This is a genomic window from Nitrososphaera sp. (assembly GCA_039938515.1).
Classification (GTDB): Archaea; Thermoproteota; Nitrososphaeria; order Nitrososphaerales; family Nitrososphaeraceae; genus Nitrososphaera.
Map to the genome: position 1 here is coordinate 94,417 of JBDUUL010000024.1, position 23,098 is coordinate 117,514.

Here is a 23,098-nt window from a genome sequence, read left to right on the forward strand (position 1 = left end):
TTCTAGCTCTAGAAAAATATTACGTCTTCTTATTCTTGTCCTCATTTCGTCTAGTTTGAAGTCTCTTCTGTACTCTTTAGCTTCGTAATCTTATACTTCACCATCTTCCGGTAACCATCTGACCTCCTGTAAAGTAATGCCGGGCTCTGTAAGGCATTCGCTCATACATAATGCTGTGAGCTGAGCATATACCGTTCTATCCGCGCACCTCAAGTACGCTGCACAACATTTTTTATTGGCTGGCAGGGCAGTCGCAGTTAACTGATGCACGCATCACTGACTGAGCAATCAGTAAAGATCCTTCAGCTTGTCGGCAGGAGACCGGGTATGAGGATTTCAGACATCGTCCTTCTGACCGGCGTGAATCTGATAGAGTTGCTCAAGACGTTGGCGCAGCTGGAAGAAGGCGGTGCTGTGACGGTGGCTCTTGACAGCCCGACACAGAACTTCCTAGATTACAAGGTCTATCTGAAGCCTCGATGATTGTAGTTGACGCCAGCTTGTTTCGGCCAGAGTAGGTATGTGCAGGTGTGTCGCGGTAATGCAAAGAAAGATCCCCCTTGCAACCCAGAAAGGATGCTTCCAATTCTTGACTCAGATAGTGTGCTTATCCAAGGCTTCCAGTATGCAGGTAATCTTGAAAACTTGTTAACCAACATATTATTAGAATGAGTGCAAACCTTTGCTATATCAAAAATATGAAAGGTGCAGCAAAAGACGTTGATTCGTACATAGCAACTGCTCCAAAAGAACTTCAAGCAAAACTTGAAGAACTTAGGGCGGCGATTAGGCAAGTCGCACCGGAAGCGACAGAAAGTATTAGCTATAGAATGCCTTTCTACAGTTACTGTGGTCGGCTTGCATGGTTTTCGCTCATGAAGAATCACATTGGACTTTACCTGAGGCCGCCAATAGTGGAATTGCACAAAAAAGAGCTGGCAAATTATACAACTACCAAATCAGCGATCCACTTTCCGCTTGACCAGAAACTTCCAATTCCCCTAATCAAGAAGGTGGTAAAGGCTCGCATGAAAATGAATGCAGAAGAGTAGAGAGCGTGTACACGGTGTAATCTTAAAGTGGTTTTTTGTCGTCATCTCAAACTGTAGCGTGCGTGCTCATGCATTAGCTGAAGTGCATGTGCGCATGGCAATCCTAAACTGATTATGGCACTCAGACCCTGCTAAACTTGTTATCCTTACTAGCCCTCGTCTGACCAATACAGATGCAATGAATGCGGCCCCTTGGCTATGAACACATCCATAGAAATGGAGTCTCAATATGCTTGAGGTGCGAAAAGAGAAAGTGAAACAGACCTGAAATGCTAAAGTGAACAAACTGCAAGAGTTTCAAAAGTGCCAAAACATGTTCGAAGGTTTTGAAATAAAGCGTGTTTCTTGATTCCATTTGATTGGAAAGGTGTAGTCCACGGAACATTGCACCAATGGCTTTAAGTAGTGAATTTCTCTTAGCCAAAGGATGTCAGTTTCAAAGCAAGTTGAGAAATTGGACAAGCTCTACTTTTACAAGAATTGTAAAGCAGTCTTCCTGTTTAGTAGCGATTTTGCTTCCATGTAAATTGAGAAAGCTTTAGGATTACTGGCTGACGTACAGATTGGAGTTACACCCTTCTTCTTTTAGTAGCTATCGTAGCGTGTTTCACTGAATATAGGACTGATTTTTTGTATCGAATTTTTTCACTAGCTGGAATTGCTTGCCAAACTGTTGGGCAGGAAGGTTAAGGTTGCGAAAGAGGCTGGTCGGGTCTTCTTTGGCCATTCTTGCTGCCATGTGAGTCGGTCCAAGAGCCGAGCTACAAAGCTCAAATGTCATTTGCCTGACAGTGTTCTCGTTTGTAATTCCAAGGCTGTGGAGGTATTCGTGTGCAAGAACCATGAATATATACGCGTTATACTCTTCAAGCGAACTAGCGGCTCTTTTAATTGCATTTAGGACATAGCTGTTTACCACTATTGCGTTTGAGCCAAGGACATGGTATGCACCCACGTGGCCCGGCATTACCTGTAGAATAAGGCTAAGCCCTGCCCTGTGCATTCTAAACTTTGCAAATACAGCCGACTTGACAAGCTCGAAGGCTGCATCAAAATCGAGTGTCTCTGCCAGCCTCGCCTGCAAATCGGTTATTCGACTATCCAATATACTCGATATTGCCATAGCGAAGGTATAAACCCTCATGGCTCAGCAAGCTTTTTTGTGGTCAGACTCAGCTGACGGGACAAACGGAATTTGAAATCTGGTTAGTCCTAAGTATAAGATCCCTCAATTCAATGTATTTCATTCTCATTATTGTAATCTTTTTCGTCCTTTGAAATCCGTCAGCTCGTCTAATTCCAGTTATTGACTTGTCGTCTCGCTTTCTATCACCGATTGTGAATAGAAAACAAAGAGGTGATTATAATGAAATTCACGGTTTATGATCCCCTTATGACTTCCCAAAATTGCAGGCCTCAAGATAACTTTAAGTAAATCTTACAGAAGAGAATTCCAGAAGTAATTGCTCTTTTGGTCGAAGGTGTTAAGCTTGGTTTTACTCGTTACGTTAGGGACTGCAGCAGTTTTACAGACTTCAGTTCGTACTTTGAATGCTTATGCCCAGCAGACTAGAGATTACTACATTTACACCGATCCTGTTCCAGATTATGCACCAAGCTACGCAAATGGAACAATTTACGCCGCTACTCAGGCATGGGAGAAGGCAAATCCGGATATCAGATTCTACCAAACCAACTCACCCGAGCAAGCAGATATTTTGGTTTCCTGGATACGTGACTCTGGACATACGCATCTCGGCGAGACATTCTATAAACAAGATATCCAAATGGTGCTTGGCGATAGCTATTGTTATGGCCAGTGGCAGCCATACTCTGCCGATACCTTGCTAAATGTAGCGGAACATGAAATTGGACATGCTCTGGGTCTTGAACACAGTACAGATCCTAATGATGTCATGTACCCTACATTCAATGCGACCTATGGCGTCGTAACATGGCAGCAGGATATGGCTCCAAACTACTACTGGTTTGTGCCAACGTGTGATTATTACAACAAAGTAAATACGTTTAGCTATTCCGTCAACACAACTGATTCCACCTACGGCATAGACGAGTACTTTATTCCCTCTCAAACTGAATACCAGCAGGCACTGGCTGGCGGTACATTCCAATACTATACTGATTCAAAGTGTTCTGAAAAGAACATCCTAAGGCATAGCGGTACCTGCAATGGCGTAGCAAACACAGCAGGCATAATGATAATCACTCATGATCAGAGCCACCCTCTTGAGAGAATTACAGTACTGTTAGTAGATGAGACTCCTACAGTCGAGCCTCAAATTCCAACTTTGCAGCGGTCTTCAGCCGATGACCCACAGGCTGGATCGCAGCCTCCTCAGGTCGGCTCTATCTCGATATCGCTATCGAATTATACTGTACTAGTCGGTCAAGATGTGACAGTCAGCGGCACAGTTTATGACACAACCTCTGAACCAATGCCAAATGTAAGCCTGCGAATAGTGCTCAATTCCGCTACTACAGCGGTAACTTCTGACTCTAATGGCCAGTTCTCCACTTCTATGCAGGCGACTACGCCAGGCATAACTATCGTATCTGCCGAAACAATCGACAAGAATGTCACCTCATTACCCCTAATTTTGACTGCGACTGCCGCATCGACCAAGCCGCTATATTATGAGCCTGCTCCGATCGTGACTCCTCTTGAGACAAGCTCAGGCACTATTACAGTTGACGGCACCACAGATTCAGTATTCACAGAAATTACAGGAGGCAAAATAACAAGCATTTCTGCTAATCCTGATTCAAACTCTCTTGTAGTAAATCTCAATTCTAGTAATGACGGCAAGCTTGTAATTATACAACCCCGGGAACTGATAGATGCGCGGCAAAATGACAATACTGACAGCAACTTTATTGTCTTGGCGCACAATCAAGGGTCAGATACAAAGCAGCAAGTGAGCTTTTCAGAGTCGAAAAGCGACTCAAATAGAACTCTGACAATTCCATTTAGCCAAGGTACTGACACAATTCAGATCGTCGGAACTCATGTAATGCCGGAATTTCACATATCGCAATTGGTTCTAGTCTTACCTTTGACTGTCGTCGTCGGCTTAACTGTAGTTATAACAAAGAGTCGAAAGAGGCCTGTTACCTAACTTTTGTTATCCGGCTACTAGCTGCGCGGCTGCCAACTAGTCCTTAGAGTACCATGGTTTCAAAAGATGATTACTCGACGCCCAACAATCCGAATCCTCAAGGAATACTGAGATAAGATGCTTCATACATGACCAAGCAGTCCACAAATATTACCGCCATAATTCCCAAGAACCCTTTGCCGGCCGAGTCTATCGAGCCGAACGTACGTTAATCCATTGAGGTGTTGCAGAAAAATGCCTTTTTGAAGCCCTTTCCAGATAGTCTGTTCATCCGGCTAGGTAGAAGATCGCTGCCTAGTCTAGTACTACTTCCATTCCCAAACCTTCAAGCGGAACTCGCCTGCTTCGTCGATTTCCAACTCCCATGCACCCGGCAGGCCATTTAGCCTTGAGAATCTTGGAGAGGAAGTCTGCCAGATAACTCCACCTCGCCAGCTTGCTTTGAGTCCGCTTCCGGTAGGTTTTCCCCTTCCATGAGCCCACACATTTACATTGTCGCCGTCTTTGGTTGTGCAAATTCCGTTGAACTCTGCAATCAAAGTTCCTCCGTGTGGGGTTGCGACGCCTGTGTAAACAGATGAATATTCCACACCAAACAATTTGCCAGCTCCCTGATATGTTGCTTCAATTTTTCCTTCGGGCAGCGCCCTTATTCCTGAAAATTTTCCAGTTTCGTCGAAAGCTAAATCTCCTACCGCCATGTCACTCTAGCAAATTGTGAGTGTGTACTTGTGTATTATAGGTTCCTGCTTGGACTACCACAAACTCTGCGAATTCAGATGTTTCGATTTCCGGTGACTTGAGTTTATGGTTTACATTGATAAGCTATGGAGTGTGAACCAAGGTTTTCTAGGTCAGTTTGAAATGTTTGACTTTACTTTTACGAATCCAGACAGCTATGCGTATCACGGTGCAGGCTGCCCATCATTACGCGGAAGTTTGATTGTCTTACCCCCAGAGAGCTGACTAAACCAAATTCTCACGTGGAAAGCAAAATGTCATTTCTGTCTATATCCCCTTCACAACTCCAGGGGAGTATATACAACCGCAAAATTTAGGCCACTGTGCGCCAATCCGGGAGAAATGCGTAAGTTCAGTCCTAAACTTCAATATGGTCGAAATGAGTTGTCGGTGACCCTACGTTAGGGATTCCATCTTATGCTTTACATTTTGAATATAGTCTTCTAAACCCTGTCTCATTATATGGTCCCCATCAGAATGACTAACCATTTTCATGAATCTGCCGGTTCGAGGTAGTTCATAACGAATCGTATATCTCAGATTCGTGACATTGTCGTGACCTTCAAATTCTTGAATACTTTCCCATTTCTTGAAAGGTCCCTCGGTCTGCTTTGTCCTAATTTTGCCATTTGGCCATTTCTCCGTCACCATCATTCTCATCTCTTCTTCTTTGCCCGAGTACATGCCTCGTAACTTGAAAGTAGATCCCTTTTCTCCTTTTGTTCCAGAAAGCTGCTGTGATCCGGTGATTACATCGGACGGCCATGATTCCATAAAGTTCTCTGGGTCAGCGCAATATTGGAAGACCTTTTCCACTGGGGCCTTTATTTCCATTTCATAAGACAGAGTGGTCATATTTGATGCATGATTGCTTGGTATTTAGTAAGTTCGAAGACAAATTGGGTCAGATTTATCTCAGTGATTATACCGATTGTATCTTAGAATAAAAGAAGGACGGCTAATAATACTCAAGGTGCATTTTGAACTAGCCTTACAGACCTTGAAGACAGCCCAGACCATATTCATCAATACTCTTGAAAAGGAAAATGAATTAAATTTGAAATTTCGTTATACTGCCACTCCCAGAAAACCTCCTGAATGCCAGACAAACGTAGCTAAATATCGAGCAACTCACCTTGTCAGGAGCATGAATGATTGAAAGGAGTTTAGGGAACCCTTGAAGGGTCATCGAAATCCACCACATACTCATCCTCAGGCTCTGCTCTTAGCAGGATCTACTTCAGCCGTTCTCGGAGTTTGTGGTGTTTGTTCAAGATCTTGCTCTATGGCCTTGACCACGATATCTTTGAACAAACTGACCAATTCGCATCCAATCATGCACCATGCATTGGATATTTCCGTGCATTTCTCGTATGGTACGCCATCAAGTTGTTCGCCTGGCTTAGAGTGCTCTAGGAATACCCTAATCTCCGGATTGACCAACAAATTCTGCGTCGATTGAATGAGCATGTCTTCAACTTTAGGCTTGTTGATCGATTCTTTGACTATCTCAACGAGCTCGCGGCCTTTGAGCGAATATGCACGCTCTATACGCTCGAGATTGCCCTTTGCTTCCGACAGTTCCTTGCTTGATTGCACAAATTCTTTCATTCTGGAATGTATTTTGTTTTCCAAGTCATGCAATCTTTCTTCTCCTTGTTCAATGCGATTGTCAAGCTCACTACATTGCTTTGAGATCTGTTCCTTCTCTGACACTTTGATTTCAATTTCCTGCTGCGACATCTTTAAGTGGTTGTTTAGTTCTTCGAGCTTTCTGTTTGTATAGTCAACCAGTCGTCTATTTTTCATTGACTCGAAAAAAAGAATGGGATCTATTTTTTCCTCTTCCATTCGTTCTTCGAGTTTCCGGATCGCTCTTACTCGCTCAGGCTCTAGCGCGTACAGTTCAGCTTCCTCATGTCTACCCTTAAGTGTCAGATACTGCCGTCGAAAATCGCTAAGTTCAGATTCAGAGAGCTCGAGCTTTATGGCGACATCGAGGTCAGGAAAACCTTGTTCAAACAGCTCAAATGCTGCCGAGCGCCTCTTTCTTGACGCGGTATCGTTCTGTTCTGCTTTATCCATACTTTGCACTATTGGACTGTCAGATCTTTTGTCCGCGCTTGATACCACAGTATCCTTGGTTGTATCCTTCGAACGAGCTTCACCTAATGCAGAATTTTCCAGTGGCGGCTGGGCAATATTTCCCAGCTTTCTTAGACGGCGCGTTTCATTATTTACATACTCGATACTAACACCAAGTTCCTTCGCGATTTCACTATGGCTTTTGCCTCGGGTATACATATCTCGAATATGTTGTCCTTTTGTTATTCGACCTTTGGCTGATTGCGTTGCCATCCTGGCGAGGGGACTAATATGGTTGCTAATATAGTTTCCCGCAGGGCATATGCCGCAGCAAATCGCGGGCTGTTTTGTTTGCTAACTGTTAGTCTAATATTGTTAGTCCTAACACTTGTTAGTCTTGCTAATACTAGCGCATTAACGCTGTCAAAGGGTTAGAGACATAGCACTTGAAATTACTGTACTTTAGCCGTATGCCTAGCTAACCAACCTATTGCAAAACCTGCCATTTGACAGATTGGTTAGCTTAGCTGCTCTGAACAGTACCGAAACAATTGGTACAATGTTCAGATATACTACGACCTAGTCCGCCATTGGTGGACTGGCTGTGCGGAGGTACAATTGCAACGAGCTGCTGGACCCTTAAGGCCCTAGTATACTGGCCTAGAGTAGCTGCTAGATTGCCAAGCCAGTTTTCCACACAGTTTTGCGGCCTTGACAGCCTGCCCTGCGCCAAACCCATAGCACTATTACACGTGGTCCTATCGAAAATACAGCGTGTTCTCTAGCAGAAGAAGGGGTCCGCTACCCTGCTGTATTGAGCACGGGGGCGGGGTAATACGCCGCAAAGCCGCATTTTGTGTGCAAAACCCTAGCTGTTGGGTGATAGAATCACCCTTTCTCAATCTCATTGTATCCATACTAGCCATTAAAATCAGGAGGGTCTTTGACCGCTAGGGCCTGTCTGTAGGCTTGGCTGATACAATCACCTTTCTTTCTTTGAATACAATAGCCATGATGGCGGCTGAAAGTCTAATGGAGGCCTTGGCCTTAGCAGCCTGCAAAGTGCCAGCAAAGTGTCACTTGGCACTTTGGTCGCTTTGGAAGGCCTAGGGCCTCGGGCATAGGGCCATAGCCAGCTCTTCAAGGCCTAGGCCTTATTGTACACTACCAGGCCTGCCAGCTAACAGGCAAAGTGGAACCACATTTGCAGGGCCAATAAAAGGGCCATAAGCCGGGGCAAAAGAATGTGTCTGCAGCCATTTCAAGCGGCCATAGAAATGCGGTGAGCTGTTAGTTATCGACATCTGGACTGTTAGAAATGAATTTGGCTAACACACTAACAAATCACGGCAAACTAGTACAATCTAACATGTTGGATTATGTTAGTCCGAAGTGTTAGTGTTTCTTGCCTACAGACTAACAATAAGCCAATCTATCATAATATGACATGCCAAGAACATTCACAGTCTAACGACCACGCGCCGATGATACCCTCCAAAGTACCGCTTAAAATTGGCTCAATCTACCAAGCTGGCGAGGGGCAGGGTACGAAACTACTTTGAGTATGCAGTATTTTTCTTCAATGCAAAATAACCGAGCAAAATCTGGAATATATCAGCTAAAATATTCGATACAGGTCATCGGCAACAATAGCAAGGTGTTAAGCACCGTTCTATCATGGTTCAGGGCTCGCAGTGCTTGAGCTGGGAGTGTCATCGGGACAAATCACGAGCCAGCTCGCGTAGCTGATTTTCTATCAGTGTGTTATAGAGTCCGATTCCACATTGATTTCCGAAATTGGTATTTGTCATCTGTTCTTATATCGTTAGCCAAGCGTAGACCCAATACCATGAGAGGACGATTTTTTGTACAAGACGAACGATCTGGTAAAAAGGCAATCAGTGCGATGCTCGCTCTGACCGTGGCCGCATTTTTGTTAGCGCCCATGGCATTTGCCATCCAGATTAAACAGGGCTACGCGGCAAGCGCGGATGGAGTCGTAACTCAGAGCGCGGGCGCATTCAACAAGCCAGGCAACTTGCTGATAACTGATCAATTCAACAACAGGGTGATTGAGGTCGATCCTGCAACCAAGCAGATAGTCTGGAGCTTTGGATCGGGCAACTCTAATCTTTGCAATCCTGGGCCGCATTCTGTCATAGGTTCTAATGATGCGGAGCGTCTAGGCGATGGCCTGACATTGATAGCTGGAACAGGAATACCTCCGGGCGTCAACGGGACTACTGCATGTGCAGACAATAGAGTAATAGTTGTGGATCAGGCTGGAAATATCGTATGGCAGTACGGCCAGGCCGGAGTTGCAGGAAACGGCACAAATCTTTTGAACGTACCGGTATTTGCGATACAAACTCCTAACCATGACATAATGATCACAGATCAGGCTAACAACAGGGTAATAGAGGTCAACAAGGCAAAGAATGTAGTCTGGTCTTATGGGCCCACTTCAGGTCCAGGAGCTCTAAACAGTCCCAACAGTGCGGAGCTGCTGCCAAATGGTCATATCCTTATCGCCGACGAGGGAAACAATAGAGTAATAGAGATTACAAGGGCAGGTCAAATAGTCTGGCAATTTGGCGCTGGAATTAGCGGAGCTGCGTTTGCGAGCCGGTTGCCCAATGGAGACACTTTGATCACAGATGCAGGCAATAGCAGGATCTTTGAGATAAATGCCGCAAAGCACATAGTATTCCAGTACTTCACAAACCGCGGACCTCATAGCAATCCAGCCCCTACACCAACGAACGCGGTTAGATTGTCAGACGGGAACACAATAATTGCTGATCAGAACAACGACCGTGCAATCATTATCAATCCAAGCAAACACATTGTGTTCCAGTACGGAATGACGAATGTCGCTGGGAACGCACCAAACCAATTATTCGGTCCATACACCGCATACATTGTTGGCGACTACACTGGTCAGACTCCTCCACCAATTCATTTTGGCTAGATCGTCTCAGAATGACAAGTCATCAGGGCAACTGACTAGAGGAGTAGTGCCCTTCTCTTTTTTTAATAATGTACTTGGCGTTATGCCATTACCAGTTCATCGTAAAGCGGAGTAAATAATCAAAGCCATTCCTGCCTCGATTCCAACAATGACAGATGCAGGAATGCCCCTTTCCATAGACCCCCCAAGCTTTGAGTTATTCATTAACCTACGCTATGTTGTTCGGATTTCATACCTTGGATGTTGGAATTCAATGTCTTCAAGCATCCAAAGGATAATGCTTATCTAAATGCCCTCTTACGCATTGTTGTTGGATGCCTCCTCTAATCTCATTCAGTCATTGCAAACTGGCTTGTCAGAGATTGTTAGCATAAATAAAAGGATCTCAGCTGCAAAAGAACTAGGGAATACCGACAAGAATAACGATGGTCTAACCGAAGTCTACAAGCGCTATTTTGACACTAAAGCGCAGACCATTGACCGATACCGTAACAAGCTAGCTGATTTAGACAAGCTCTTAGAATCAAACAGAATTGCATTGGTTCGTCAACAACGCCAAAAAGACTCTATTCAAGCCGAGCTGGCAATAGAAGAAAAGGTAGCAGACGATGAACACAAAATTGCCAAGCTGAAAGAGGATCTATCAGAATGCAAGGAAGTGTTATGCCAGCTAACCACGGAGCGGAGCAGCCTCGAAGCTATCAAGAGTCAGTTTCTTGATGCAGTAGAGCAGCATGGCTTTGACAGAAAGACATTGACTGCTCCTTACGATGTAGTTGGAATTGCAGCCGCAATAATGTGTCCACGGTGCAGATCCAGAGGCACGGTATCTTACTTGGATAAATCACCAAATCCGCAGGCTAAATGCTCGAGCTGCGGTAACGTATGGAAGACATAAACAAGCATCTAGTGATTACGATCATCGCAAAAGACTGAATCGGGCCGAACTTCACTTCAGCATACAACTTTAGGTAGAGGATGCTAAAGAGCATGTGGTTTCCAGAGAATCGAAGAGATTACAATTACGAAAATGAAATGTATGGAGCTGAGGGACTACGTGATGGCAAAAGAAGCGACCTATCGCTAGACCGAACAGGATACTCTAATAGTACCAAACCTATAACCACTATTACGTTTAGAGCAATGCAATTCAAGTCCAGGGTCTTCTTGATTTTTATCATTGGGCTTGTTGTGGTCTCCCTATTTGAAAGACCTGCTACGGCTCAAACTTCAAACTCCTCGGCTGCTCTTGTTAAAGAGTGTAATCAGGCGGGAATAAGCCTTGAAGACTGCTCTGACCAAGCAATTTTGAAACTTCGCGGCGAGCCAGCAGCAGTCAGAGAAGAAAATGCCACGAAAATGACGTACTTTTGGAGCACGATTGCTGTTATCACTATAGCGGGAGGCGCTGGTGCAATTGTTTTCTTTGTCAAGTCCGGTGCAAAGAGACGGCACCTGAAAGCCCAGTAAAGAGGGCGACACTAAACATCAGTCGGCTGACCTTTGAAAATCGCACTGTTATATGGTATCGTCTTTTTCGTGAGAACTTGGACGAACGGTTTCATCGTTAATCACGCGCTGTCAGTATAATGCTCGACAAAGACTCATGCAAAGAAAAAGGAGGGACCGGAGCGTGGCCTAGCTTATTACGACAAACGGGCAGTTGACCACGAACCCTGCTATCTGTGTCGTTAGCATGCCGCTTGAAGCTGCCATGTTGATTTGATACGACATGGTCAGGAACTTGGCTTGTGATGCATCGTGCCATGTTACGGCGTTTATCCTCCACATCGGGCTGTACAGTGCGTCGCCCACGTTGCTACTTGCTATGCTTGCCTGGTACCCCATCGGACCGGTGCCTATTATGCCGTTTGTAAACACATAGAGGTCGGAGGCTGCTGCAGTAAGCGTCACCGCGGCGGTCTTGTTTACGTAAACCACTCCCAGCGCCTTTGCGACATCGGGGTTTGACGCGTCAGTAGCGATGTAGTATATTGTCTCGCCGTCAGGCGCAAACCCCCTGTGCGCGACAAATGTGACTGCCTTGTTGTCAGGGCTTATGGAAAGCACCTGTCCGGGGCCATAAGGAGAGGTATCTGTAAGCGTGGTGTTTGCCCTTTGCATCAGCGAGCCGTTATCCCACTTTATCACCGGGCAGTTGACGACATTGGTTGTAGGCGTCAAGGTCACGAGTCCCTGCGAAGCTGCGGCGCCTATGGCCTGCTCCGACTTGAGCTCCGTCGGCGAGGTGCCATTCTTCCATTCCACGAGCACAAGCCTCCAGAGCGGGCTGTAGTTCGGATCGCCGGGCTGCGAGTCGGCAACGTTTGGCTGGAATCCTAGTGGGCCGGAGCCCTGAACGCCGTTCTTGAACGCATAGATGTTAGAAAGAGCAGATGATGGAGTCCTTGCAAGCGAAGGCGCGTAAGCGACTCTGGCGCCAGTCCAGTTCGTCATTAGCGACGCAAGACCCTTGTCTGATGCCTCGGTTGAAATGTAGAATATCTCATGTCCGTTCTCATACCCGCGCGTCAGTGGAATCTTGACTGGAAGGTTTGTAGCTGTAAGGTTCTGGTGCACGCCTGACATCATGGTCATATTGTGCATCATCGAACCACCCATCATGCCGTTGCCCATCATCATGCTCCCGGGCTGCGACTTCATCATCGCGCCGTAGCTGCCTGCAACGGGCGAGAGGAGGCCGAATATTGGGCCAGTGCCAAAGTGGCTGTTTACCTTATCAGGCCCTATCCATAACGCGAATACCTTCAGGTTGAAAACCTTGATGGTGATGGGGACGTTGTCGACCGGGCCTCCGGGCATTGTTACAGTTGCAGTGCCATTCAAGACGCGTGTCGCGCCGTTATTCTGCGCCCCGATCCCGGTCGGCTGGAAATTATAGATATTATGTATGTGCAAAGCAGTGCCATCCGGCTTGACCATCGCAAAGCGAGCAATGAAATGCGCTGACTTTAACTCCGTCATATTTGTGCTGGCGTTGTGGCCAAGATCCACGCGGAGAACCCAGATGCCAGACTCTATCCATGCCGGGGCACCTGACGAGTCTTGCTGCACGCTGGAAATCTGTCCCTTTATGACGTGGTAGCCAGTCATTCCCTGGTCAGACATCATGTTCTGTTCATTTTGCATCGTCATGCCGGAGTGTGACGAGCCGTCATTTGACATCATTTCTGCCTGAGCAGCCGTTGCAAAGCCGGCCAAGACAAGAAGGCCGGCAAGAAGGACTGCAGCTGATGCAAGACTAATTGCAGCGCGTTTTCTTGAGGTATCGGATACATCCTCTGACATATGTCGACGGGTTCTATTCTTGTGTTAAAAGGTTATTTCCAGATCTATTCCAATTCGGTGCTCCACAGCGCTTGATTTTTGGGTTTGAGGAACTAAGTATTGCGTTTCTTATGGCTGGGATTTACTTGTGATACTGACTCGCAGACTTCAAGGCTTCAGAGAGACAGCATACCTGGACACTTTTTAGCATTCATCTCGGGCATCAATAAAACTAGCAAGGTCGGTGCCTCCAGCACCACCTTCTGGATACTTAAGAAATTTTAAGCCTTCTTGTCCTGCCGTGTCTGGCAGCAGTCCGTCGTGGCATCCGTTGAAAACGAAAAATTTCAGCCACGTCCGCGTAGACGCGTGGCACGGTGCGGATAGAACTGGCAATAGGCCTTTTTTAAACTGCGACCAGATTCTGCTCAATCATGGTGTGAACCTGCGATACTGGAATAGTTGGTTCACCGGGATGTTTTTCCTTCATGTGAGCTGCTATCGTTGATTCATTCATCATGGTCTTCAGCTGAGACACTGCCTGTTCTCGCGTTGGGCTGTCTACTTTCATCGAGTCTCCACATGAACATGTCATCTGAAAAGATGTCATATGCCTCAAACATGTTCTCGTGCCTTTAACCTTATCGAAATTTCGTACGCTGCTGAAAGACCAAAACGCGCCTGCCAAGAGCTGGTGGAACACCAACTGCGGGCATCGATATCGTTCTGGCACTAGGATCTTTCCTTCCGATCGTACACTTGGGTTGTAGATAACCTGTACTTGAGGCATCGCAAGAATCAGGTGATACAACTCTGCCTAATTAGGAATGAAAGCAGAGATACAAGCGGGCAGATGGAATGTCCATGTGTCAGGAAATCACCATTGCAAAAATACACGCTCAAACTCTTGCAGACTTTTGCCTGGGAAAAATAGCGCGCAAGTAATAGTAGCTTATACCAACTACAGTACTTGCCGCCATCATTACAAATCCCCCGATCATGTATGCATCAGGAGCATAGACAAGCAATGGACAGCTTGAACCTGGTCCACAATTTGCCCTGTCAAACCTTGCAACTTCTGAAGCTTGGCGGGTATAATCAAATGCAACTATCAATAAGCCTAGTGCAAACGTGACGAGTGCTAGAATCTCAATTTGGCTGAACGTCATCTGGTATAGGACCAAAAGACTATTTCTACCACCTAGGCGCGTTAGTAATGCATGCTAGCTTGCCCCATATCTTGACAATGACGCTATGACTGATACGACTCACTATATCGGATAAAGGCCGCTAGCAGTATTCGATTCAACTATTGACTGATTTCTTGATTTTCCTAGCTCCTTGTGTGGAGCCACATAGAACTTGGCTGTCCCTAACGAGCTACTAAACAGTGCCAAACACTTGCTGGGGCTGAAACCTCAGACTCGAAATAGAGAAGTTAGCCCTAGGTCTTGCGGTTAGCACGAGTTAATATACTACTGCCGCACTGGGATCGTCATGGAAACCAAACGAATTGTTGAGAAACTCGCTGGCGAAGATGCCAGGAGGGTCAGCTGATGCAAACAAGCGCCGCTGCGTCGTCAAGTGAATACGAAGTCCGCCGCACGCCGTTCACACGCCTGATACTTGACTTCCAGGGCCGGAATCTGGCATCAGACGAGATAGAGTCTGATTACCGCAATACCATCAATTACCCGAACAACTATTTTGTCGCACCGGCTAGCTGGCGGGAGTCATTCTATACGCTGTCAAGGCGGAGCATGCTGCAGGTAAGCCGGGGCATCGAAAACATTGCAAGAGTGCGGCCCCCGTTTAACAAGTTTGTATATCTCGCCCTGTTCCAGAAGCCGTCTAACTTCCAGGCTGTAAGGAAGCAGTATGAGACGATTGCGCCACTCACAAAGGGCACCTACATTATCGGCCCGGCTGGCACTGGAGCGGGGTCAAGACCCACAAACGCTTTCATTGTGAATGACACCGGCAGCAACCTTGAGCATAACTGGCTTGTGATAGCGCTTGCCGAAGATGAAGCGTGCGGGCTCGTGGCCGAGGAATTTGAACCAGGCAATTACAGGGGATTCTTTACTACCAACAAAAGACTGGTTGTTAGGTCGGTCCAGATCCTTCAGGCGCTCATGCCGGCGTTGGGCCCTTTTTCGACATGAAATTGGGTTCTGGCGGACAATCCGCAGTGCAAGTGCCACTCTTCATGACCTCATTTAATGCTGGCCAAAGGAGGCACCGGTCTTGAAAAAAGTCCTGGTACTGGGCGGAGGATATGCTGGACTTTTTGCTGCATCTAACCTGAGCAGCAACAATAACGTTGAGGTCACGCTTGTTAACGATGGAAAACAGCACCAGCTTCTCCAGAAGTTACATAGAGTTGCGTCCGGCGAGCTTGGCTCCTCGGACGTTTGTCTGGATATAAAGGGAACCCTGGGAGGCGGCGTGGAGTTTGTCGATGGCAGGGCAACTGGCGTTGACCTTGGGTCAAAGCAGGTGCAGGTCAAATTGAATGGAATGGACAGCCACCAGCAAATGCAGTATGATTACCTGGTGATAGCACTTGGTGCTACAAACGAGTATTATGGTATCAAAGGCGCGAGTGAAAACTCGTGTTCGATGAGGTCAGTTAGGGAAGGCATGGAGCTTGATAGGAAAATTAATGCGCTAGAGCACGGGTCGACCGTGTGCATTGCCGGCGGAGGCGCCACCGGAATCAGCCTGGCAGGGGCAATTTCTGATAGAATGCGCGACAGGGGCAATAGCATCAAGGTGATTGAGGCCAAGAATGAAATTCTTCCGGGATGGGAGCCGGTGATAGTAAGAATGGCAAAAGAAAGGCTTGAAAACAAGGGAGTCGGCATACTGACAGGAAATGCGATAAAGGAAATCGGCAGGTGGACCATAACCCTTCAATCCGGAGCCGAAGTGAAAACGGACCTCACCGTCTGGACAGCGGGCGTCAGGGCCCGTGACCTGGATGTTTATCCAGCGGTGAGAAGGACGCCGTCGGGGCGCATTCTTGTGGACAGGTTCTCAAGGGTTCTGGATTTGCAAAGCGGGCTCCCAGAACAGTCCGCCTTTGCAATCGGCGATATCAGCGCGTTTCCATTGGATTACACCGGAAGGTTATCGCCGCAGCTGGCCCAGTTCGCCGTAAGGCAGGCGAGGAACGTTGCCAAGAACATTTTGCGGCAAGTCGACGGTCTTCCGATGACAGAACTAGAATATGTGCAAAAAGGAGAGCTGCTGTCATTTGGGACCGACTGCGTAGGCACTCTAAACGGCTTTCCGGTCTCTGGCTGCCTGTGTGAAAAAACTGAGGATTTCATTATTGACAACTATCTGAGGGCTCTGTCTAACAAAGGCGAGGGTATTGAGGGCATGGTATATGACGGAAATTCGATGGGCTCGCAAGTGGCTCTGTCATTTAACTTTCTAAATTACATTTGGAGGAGCGCAATGATTCCGTCTTGATGCGCTTCCGGAAATGCTCTGAGGACTCGAGTTTAGCTCTTGAAATATGGTCAATGAGCGGTTCAATAGATTCATTGAAAGGAACGCGCAACCAATGTTGTGTGGGCATGGTCGCCTAATGCCGGCAGCATTCTACAAGATTCTTGGAATAATTGGAAGAATTACTACCTCGGAGATGCATATGCAGGCGGGGTTGGCATAGACGGATACAATAAGCAAATTTCTCCACAGGGAATGACATCAAGCATCTTACAGAACGTCTACAATGAATGCAACGCGATCAAACCAATGATCATAGCCCAACAGAAAGGTACTACCACCATCTGGTCCTTATTTGGTTATGCATGCGGTTTTCGAATGCAGGCTAGTCTTAAGTACCTGCTTCAAACAGTCAAGCAAGTAGTCTGCAAACATATATCGCGCCCATGAGGCATCTTGTTTATTCTCTTGAGATATCGAATCAAGAGGCTTGCTTAGCTGAGAGTGCTCCACGAGCTCCTTGACGTATGGATTGCCAAAAAACTCGTGCAATCCTTCTAGCAACTGGCTTTCAATTTCAGAATTGCCAAGTAATTCTTTGATCCTATTCTGAAATTCTTGGTCTTGGAGAGAACTCAAGTGCTTCATTCCCTCTAAACTGATTTTTGCTTCTTCCGATTGTTTGTGTGCTTCAGCTGCTGCCTGGTTTGCTTCTCTCTCGGCGGATCTCTTCAAGTGTATCTGCTCTTCCAAGTCGTTCAGCTTTTTTTCTGCCTGAGATAATAGATCTTCTTGCTCATTGCAGTGCTTGGCAATTTGCTCTAATCTTGATTCTGCCAACGCAATTTCCTTCTGCTTTATCTCAAGAGTCTGGCTTGCTTCTTCTATTCTTCTGTTTGTAAAGTCTCCCAGTCTTCTGTTTTTCATGGCCTCTACACAAATAGACGGAGTCATTTTCTCCTTTTCCATCATTTCCTCCAGCTTGAATAACGCCTCAACTCGTTTGGGTTCTCGCTCGTACAGTTTGACCATCGCTTGCCTGCCTACGATAATCAGATATTGTCTTTTGTAGTCTGCTAGCTCTGCTTCAGATAGATTCAGCTCCATTGCAACTTCTAGGTCATTCTTCATGCCTTCGCGGAATAGAGCAAATGCCGTCGACCGCCTCTTCCTGGATTCATCATCTTCCTGCTGCCTGCCAGACTTCCTTTCTTTACCAGCGAGTTTGACTTCAATCCTCTGGTTAGATGTATCTTCCCCATGTTTGTCGCCTTCTGCAATTGCAGCTGACGATACAGCCTGCTGAACTTTGTCCTCCTTTTTTATTCGGGATATTTCGTTATACACCTGTTGTACGCTTATGTCAAGAGCTTCTGCAGTCTCTTTGGGCTTTTTGCCTTGAGCACGCAGAGTTCTGATTTGCTCTCTCTTTGTTTGTGAGCATGAGCTTTTCAATTTCTGTATCGCTCGGGGCGAAAATAAACGATACTAATATACTTTTAATAGACTACTATTAGCCAAGAGCCTAACAGCCATAGTCATAGTCAATGTTATTAGCTAATACTGTTAGGTCTGCTTTTAGAGTCTACACTGTTAGGTTGAGTGATTTTAGATTTCTAATATTGTCTGCTCAATAGCTATTGAGCACGATGGGCAGGAACTATCTTAGCAATTAAGCTAAAGCCGCAAACATGTACATGTTTGAAAGGCCCGCTAGGGCATTGAAACTGCCATTTTGCAGTTTGCCAGCTAGCCACTGGGGAATAACTGTGGCAGACGGTCTGCTGCACAATATCCATTCCAGAATGCACACCTGTTATGGAGCCCTTGCCTGCAGGATGGTATGCTAGTCCTATAGGGATGGCAAGAATAGACTGTGCTTGTACTGAGCGTGAATTTGGGCTCAAAGGGAGGCACATTCACCTGTCAACTGGGGGATAAGTATGCCATAGTTAGCCGCTATTTTGGCCTCGATTCAGTATGTGCAACAACAATCGCAGGTAACTAGGCAGCTGCATATAGAAAGCTGGATCCGCAATTGCGACCGGTCAAAGTTACAAGAATGGGGGCAAAATTAGAGGCATAATTACGAAAGTGGAGCCCGTTGCATTTCAGGATACGAAGTGCGAAAATAAATATTATATCTACGACTTTAATCCTTGTCTATGTCCGATACTAATGTTATTTGTGAGTACTTGGCAGCCTACTAAACTAACATGATCTAACATTTTAGATTTTGCTAACTCGGATTGTTAGATCATGGCGTCTTATAGTGGATCAAACTAGGATATATCCGCGGTAACAGGCACAAGCTATGAAGTTAGACATTATTACAAGCGCGCAATGTTTAGAATAAGCAGGTCATTGACAAATTAACCTTTGTTTTGCGATTCAAGGATTAAGGATGAGTAATACGACTTACGCTTCCAGTAGCCAGTGAGATCTCGTGGTCTTCGGTCGAATCCAAATCATTAGGTTCCTCAGCCAATAATTAGAAGCTTCAACAAGAGAACTGAATTATTGACATGATTAAATAAACACAACAGCATTAGATCAACTACCGTGCGATGGGGCAGAGACAAGAAATCCCAAGACAGTTCTGAAGGCAAGGACAACTCTGCAAATGATAACGCTGGTAAGAGCCCCCAGGACCTGAGTAAGTATGACTGTTATTCTATCCTTGGCGTTACCTACAACGCCAGCGAGGCGGAGATAAGAAATGCGTATCGGCGCCTTGCATTGCAGTATCATCCTGACCGCAACAAGTCGCCCGACGCGCCAGCCGTCTTTGTAGTAATTCAGATGGCATACGATACCCTTGTAGACCAAGGCAGGAGGAGACGCTACGACTCCACAATACCTGTCCTAGAGAGCAGGAGAAGGACGGGCCTCAAAGCTATCCTCGAGGGGGCATACACTGAAGGATTTCTGCTGGACGACAGAGCGGCAATTTTCGTGGAAGACAGTGACGAGGCCATAGTGTTTGAAAACGGAGTAAGCATTCCCACGATTTGGATCCACAAGAATAACCAGCACCGGCAGTTCGCGTTGTATTCTGACGCAGCCTTTGAGAGGCTATTCAGGACGTTGTATGCGATAATTGAGCCTCAGGAAAAGCTAAAGGGACTTGTTATACTGGGCACGCCGGAGCTTCGCGCGCACTTTGATGCTCGATTTTGGAACAGGGGCCAGACCAACGTTTCGCTTTACTGCCACAGTTCGATCACCTTTTCAATTGTCAGTGGCATCCCGTACCTGTACCTGAGTGGAGCAAGATACTACAATACCCAGCAGGAGATAACTGTCGAATTCTATTCAAAGATGGCGGAAGCCATTAGCAGTCTTCTCCAGAAGGAGCTTGAAGGAGCGGTTGAGCCGCCTGAGCATATTCTCGAACCTGCGACTCTTTTTCAGCCGGTTAAGGTCATTGCCGAGCTAAAGCTCCCCCCACGCGAGATATGCGAGAGCTTTGCCCGACTATGCAGGGTCAAGTCGGCGCAGGCTGCATTGGAGATGCTGTCAAAAGTTTACGGCGTGCCTCCGATGCAGGCAGTGTTCCAACACAGGTTCCCGGTGAAGGATATGGTCTGCGAGAATTCACTAGCAGTGTATTACTCGGATAAGCTTACTGCTTACTTTAGGCCCGAGGGCACAACAATGATGACAATCCTGCATGAATTTTACCACCACCTAGTAAATTGCTACGGCGCCAGGCTGGATTACGACGTGTTGCCGGATGTCAACACCGGCTACTATGCAAGAAACGCAAGAGAAGAAGCTGCTGCAAACAGTTACGCTGACGCGTTTCTTCGGCGTGCCGTCGGTTGAGACACCTGCAAAACGCAAGATTTTTCAGTATCTGTCCCCAGCTTGGAATTTTAGATGGTTATGCCGGTAAGAATTACAGGAAGGCTATCAGCAGCTTTCCTCCTTTTGGTTCTGCTTGCGATATCACCCGCGTTTTCGTGGCGAGCCGCAAGCGCTGCGACGCAAGACAGCTCCACGACTGCCTCTCTTTCGATTTGCCAGCCTTCCGTGTTTTCCCCTTATGCAATAGATCAAAAGGTTCCATTGTTTGCAGGAATCTGCAATCCAAACGATGCTGTTTTCGATTCGCAGGGTAACCTCTGGGTAGCCGACGACCTTGGCAGGGTGCTGCAGTTCAAACCGCCATTTGTCAACGGTGAGAACGCAACCATCGTCATAGGGCAGAAGGATTTTACCTCGCTTTCCAGTAATGTAGACGAATCAACTCTCGGTGCTGTACAGGGCGTTGCTTTTGATAAGGATGGCAACCTGTGGGTGGCCGACCAGAGTAACAACAGGGTCTTGGAGTTCAAGCAGCCGTTCTCAAATGGCATGGCGGCAAGCCTAGTTCTGGGCCATTCGGACTTTACGACGCAGGCACCAACCAGCAATCCGACTGCATCAAGCCTTTCAGCGCCGCAAGGCTTGACTTTTGATTCAAATGGCAACCTGTGGGTGGCCGACAGGGGATTCTTTAGGGTGCTGGAATTCAGGCCGCCATTTTCGACCGGGCAGGCAGCGAGCACAGTAATCGGCGCAGACAATTTTACATGGAGTACCGGCCAGCGGACTCAAACCTCCCTCGGCAGTCCCGTCGCCGTCACCTTTGATTCAAAGGGTGCGTTGTGGGTCACCGAGTCCACGGGAAGGGTGCTTGAATTCCTGCCTCCGTTTAACAACGGCGAGGCAGCCAGCATCGTAATCGGCAAGCGGGACTTTACCCAGACCTTCCAGAGCAGCCCGAACTTTACTTTCCTGCAGAATCCAAACAGTGCTGCTTTTGATTCTTCCGCAAACCTCTGGGTTGCGGCGACGGATTCGATCTACGGTTTCCAGCCTCCGTTTACCAACGGGCAGAATGCGAGCGTGTCGATTTCCTGCCCCGTCGCAAAGCTTCCGTCCGGCACCTGTGCAGCGCCTGTTAGTTCGTCTAGCCTGGTGTTTGACTCTCACGGCAACCTGTGGGCGGCGGGCCACTCTCAGGGCACCGGCGTAGACCTCACCCAGCCGTGCTGCGTGATTACGCTGCCGCCATACTCGGAGGGCAGGGTGCTTGAATACTCGTCGGTTTCTGTCCCGGAGTTTCCCGCGTCTTCAGTTGGAATCGTTGCCCTCGCTTCATTTGCCGGCGCCGCAATTGTGCTACGGCGGTTCTACGCAAGTAGTCCGTCAAAAGGACACGCATAGCAAGATATTTGCAAGGCTAACGCCTCCCACCCTGCTGTTTGAACTGAGGGGTCAAATGCATTGCACAAGCCATTTCCGGCTAAACCTTTGTCCACTTCTTGTGGTAAAAGTACAATATCATGATGACTGCAGGCACGATCGATTCGATGATGACGATTATCACGGTGGTGTACGGTCCCCAGAACGTCCATGGCCCGGATTGTACGCTCCCGGGAATCTCGATGTTCATGCCGTAGAATGAGCTCAGCACCGTCACAGGTATCGTAAGCGTAAACAGTATTGTCAGTATTCCGAGGATCTTGTTTGATTTCTCGGTTCCGGCGACATACACGGTGTCATTGTAGATTTCAACAGCCGCCTTTGAGGCGTCGAGTTCCTCGAGCACCTTGTCAATGTGGTCGCGGACGTCGGAATAATACGGCGCAAGTATTTCACCGTCAGAAAACCTCTTTGCGTCGGATGTCACGTCGACAATGACTCGCCGCAGCGGGATTACAAGCCGAGTCATCGTGGCAATCGTGACCCGCAGGGAAGTGATATTCTTGCGCGGGTCTGCTCTGCCATCAACGACCGCGTCTTCGACGCCGGCGAGCTCCCGTTCGAAATACTGCATGTTTGAGAGCAGCTTGTCGACCATGCCATCGATTATTCTGTGCAGCAGAAAGCCCGGCGACCTTCGCCCCATTTCGTGCAAGGTAGATTCATCACCTTTGCTGTATGACTGCCTCAATGTACCCAGCAGTTCCAGCGGTGAATTGTGAACTGTAACGAGGAAATCCTGTCCTATAAAGACGCATAGCTGGTCCACCTTGACTTGTTTACTGCTGTCATTCCCGTTTGGCCCGGCAAAAGGAAAGCGCAGTATGATAAAGGAGTGGTCGGGGTAGGAGTCAATCTTGGATACCTGGACGTTTGAGAAGCAGTCCTCGATATTTAACTGGTGGAAGGGGTATACTTGCGCAAGCTTCTCGAGTTCGTCTCGAGTGGGCTTTTCCATGTCAATCCACGTGAACCGGCCAAAATCAATGTTCGACATTGACACAGACAAGTGCTGTCCGGGTTGGCGCTGTGGCAAGTAATAACTGCTTCTGGCCCTTGACCTATTTCCTCCTGTTGAGCCTGTTGAGACCGCGCTATTCCGCGGTTAAACA

General features: G+C 47.2%; 18 protein-coding genes. 10 read left to right on the top strand and 8 right to left on the bottom strand.

The features are described 5' to 3' along the window. Positions 1 to 264 precede the first annotated feature (264 nt). Both ABI361_13130 and ABI361_13135 read left to right on the top strand, forming a co-directional pair. Positions 265 to 483 carry a hypothetical protein gene (locus ABI361_13130; protein MEO9321603.1) on the top strand — a complete coding sequence of 73 codons (219 nt, stop codon included), beginning with the start codon at positions 265 to 267 and terminating at the stop codon, positions 481 to 483. A 215-nt stretch (positions 484 to 698) separates the two neighbouring features. Beyond that, on the top strand, positions 699 to 1,052 hold the full coding sequence (locus tag ABI361_13135; protein ID MEO9321604.1) for a DUF1801 domain-containing protein: 354 nt from the start codon (positions 699 to 701) through the stop codon (positions 1,050 to 1,052). A gap of 607 nt (positions 1,053 to 1,659) precedes the next feature. Here the strand turns inward: ABI361_13135 and ABI361_13140 are convergent. Continuing rightward, positions 1,660 to 2,157: a hypothetical protein gene (locus ABI361_13140; protein ID MEO9321605.1), complete on the bottom strand. Its 498-nt coding sequence runs from the start codon at positions 2,155 to 2,157 to the stop codon at positions 1,660 to 1,662. A 376-nt stretch (positions 2,158 to 2,533) separates the two neighbouring features. Between ABI361_13140 and ABI361_13145 the strand changes: the two genes are divergently transcribed. Next, positions 2,534 to 4,189, top strand: coding sequence for a matrixin family metalloprotease (locus ABI361_13145; GenBank protein MEO9321606.1), 1,656 nt, complete (start codon positions 2,534 to 2,536; stop codon positions 4,187 to 4,189). Positions 4,190 to 4,494: 305 nt separating this feature from the next. On the opposite strand, the gene ABI361_13150 is transcribed toward ABI361_13145, so the two are convergent. The 3 genes from ABI361_13150 to ABI361_13160 all read right to left on the bottom strand — a co-directional run bounded on the left by ABI361_13150 (position 4,495) and on the right by ABI361_13160 (position 7,288). Next, positions 4,495 to 4,890 carry a hypothetical protein gene (locus ABI361_13150; protein ID MEO9321607.1) on the bottom strand — a complete coding sequence of 132 codons (396 nt, stop codon included), beginning with the start codon at positions 4,888 to 4,890 and terminating at the stop codon, positions 4,495 to 4,497. Positions 4,891 to 5,326: 436 nt separating this feature from the next. Beyond that, positions 5,327 to 5,785 carry an SRPBCC family protein gene (locus ABI361_13155; protein MEO9321608.1) on the bottom strand — a complete coding sequence of 153 codons (459 nt, stop codon included), beginning with the start codon at positions 5,783 to 5,785 and terminating at the stop codon, positions 5,327 to 5,329. A 357-nt stretch (positions 5,786 to 6,142) separates the two neighbouring features. Further along, positions 6,143 to 7,288 carry a hypothetical protein gene (locus tag ABI361_13160; GenBank protein MEO9321609.1) on the bottom strand — a complete coding sequence of 382 codons (1,146 nt, stop codon included), beginning with the start codon at positions 7,286 to 7,288 and terminating at the stop codon, positions 6,143 to 6,145. A gap of 1,576 nt (positions 7,289 to 8,864) precedes the next feature. Here ABI361_13160 and ABI361_13165 point away from each other — a divergent pair. The 3 genes from ABI361_13165 (at position 8,865) to ABI361_13175 (ending at position 11,456) form a co-directional block, all read left to right on the top strand. Further along, positions 8,865 to 9,986 (top strand): PQQ-binding-like beta-propeller repeat protein, encoded by a 1,122-nt coding sequence (locus ABI361_13165; GenBank protein MEO9321610.1) that lies wholly within the window; start codon positions 8,865 to 8,867, stop codon positions 9,984 to 9,986. 538 nt (positions 9,987 to 10,524) lie between these two features. Next, positions 10,525 to 10,884 (top strand): hypothetical protein, encoded by a 360-nt coding sequence (locus ABI361_13170; GenBank protein ID MEO9321611.1) that lies wholly within the window; start codon positions 10,525 to 10,527, stop codon positions 10,882 to 10,884. Positions 10,885 to 10,976: 92 nt separating this feature from the next. Further along, on the top strand, positions 10,977 to 11,456 hold the full coding sequence (locus ABI361_13175; GenBank protein MEO9321612.1) for a hypothetical protein: 480 nt from the start codon (positions 10,977 to 10,979) through the stop codon (positions 11,454 to 11,456). 168 nt (positions 11,457 to 11,624) lie between these two features. Here ABI361_13175 and ABI361_13180 read toward each other — a convergent pair whose 3' ends face one another. Then, positions 11,625 to 13,295 carry a hypothetical protein gene (locus tag ABI361_13180; GenBank protein ID MEO9321613.1) on the bottom strand — a complete coding sequence of 557 codons (1,671 nt, stop codon included), beginning with the start codon at positions 13,293 to 13,295 and terminating at the stop codon, positions 11,625 to 11,627. Between the two features lie 385 nt (positions 13,296 to 13,680). Then, the gene (locus ABI361_13185; protein MEO9321614.1) at positions 13,681 to 13,845 is read right to left on the bottom strand and encodes a hypothetical protein; all 165 of its coding nucleotides are present in this window, start codon (positions 13,843 to 13,845) and stop codon (positions 13,681 to 13,683) included. Positions 13,846 to 14,830: 985 nt separating this feature from the next. Between ABI361_13185 and ABI361_13190 the strand changes: the two genes are divergently transcribed. Next, positions 14,831 to 15,439 (top strand): DICT sensory domain-containing protein, encoded by a 609-nt coding sequence (locus tag ABI361_13190; protein ID MEO9321615.1) that lies wholly within the window; start codon positions 14,831 to 14,833, stop codon positions 15,437 to 15,439. An 82-nt stretch (positions 15,440 to 15,521) separates the two neighbouring features. Then, a complete protein-coding gene (locus tag ABI361_13195; protein ID MEO9321616.1) occupies positions 15,522 to 16,754 on the top strand; it encodes an FAD-dependent oxidoreductase in 1,233 nt (410 codons plus the stop codon). Between the two features lie 330 nt (positions 16,755 to 17,084). Here ABI361_13195 and ABI361_13200 read toward each other — a convergent pair whose 3' ends face one another. Then, positions 17,085 to 17,705 (bottom strand): hypothetical protein, encoded by a 621-nt coding sequence (locus tag ABI361_13200; protein ID MEO9321617.1) that lies wholly within the window; start codon positions 17,703 to 17,705, stop codon positions 17,085 to 17,087. A gap of 1,590 nt (positions 17,706 to 19,295) precedes the next feature. On the opposite strand from ABI361_13200, the gene ABI361_13205 reads away from it, so the two are divergent. Together ABI361_13205 and ABI361_13210 are read left to right on the top strand one after the other, a co-directional pair. After that, positions 19,296 to 20,561 (top strand): J domain-containing protein, encoded by a 1,266-nt coding sequence (locus ABI361_13205; protein ID MEO9321618.1) that lies wholly within the window; start codon positions 19,296 to 19,298, stop codon positions 20,559 to 20,561. A gap of 60 nt (positions 20,562 to 20,621) precedes the next feature. Beyond that, a complete protein-coding gene (locus ABI361_13210; GenBank protein ID MEO9321619.1) occupies positions 20,622 to 21,947 on the top strand; it encodes an NHL repeat-containing protein in 1,326 nt (441 codons plus the stop codon). Between the two features lie 79 nt (positions 21,948 to 22,026). Here ABI361_13210 and ABI361_13215 read toward each other — a convergent pair whose 3' ends face one another. Further along, a complete protein-coding gene (locus ABI361_13215; protein MEO9321620.1) occupies positions 22,027 to 22,983 on the bottom strand; it encodes a magnesium transporter CorA family protein in 957 nt (318 codons plus the stop codon). Between the last annotated feature and the right edge of the window lie 115 nt (positions 22,984 to 23,098).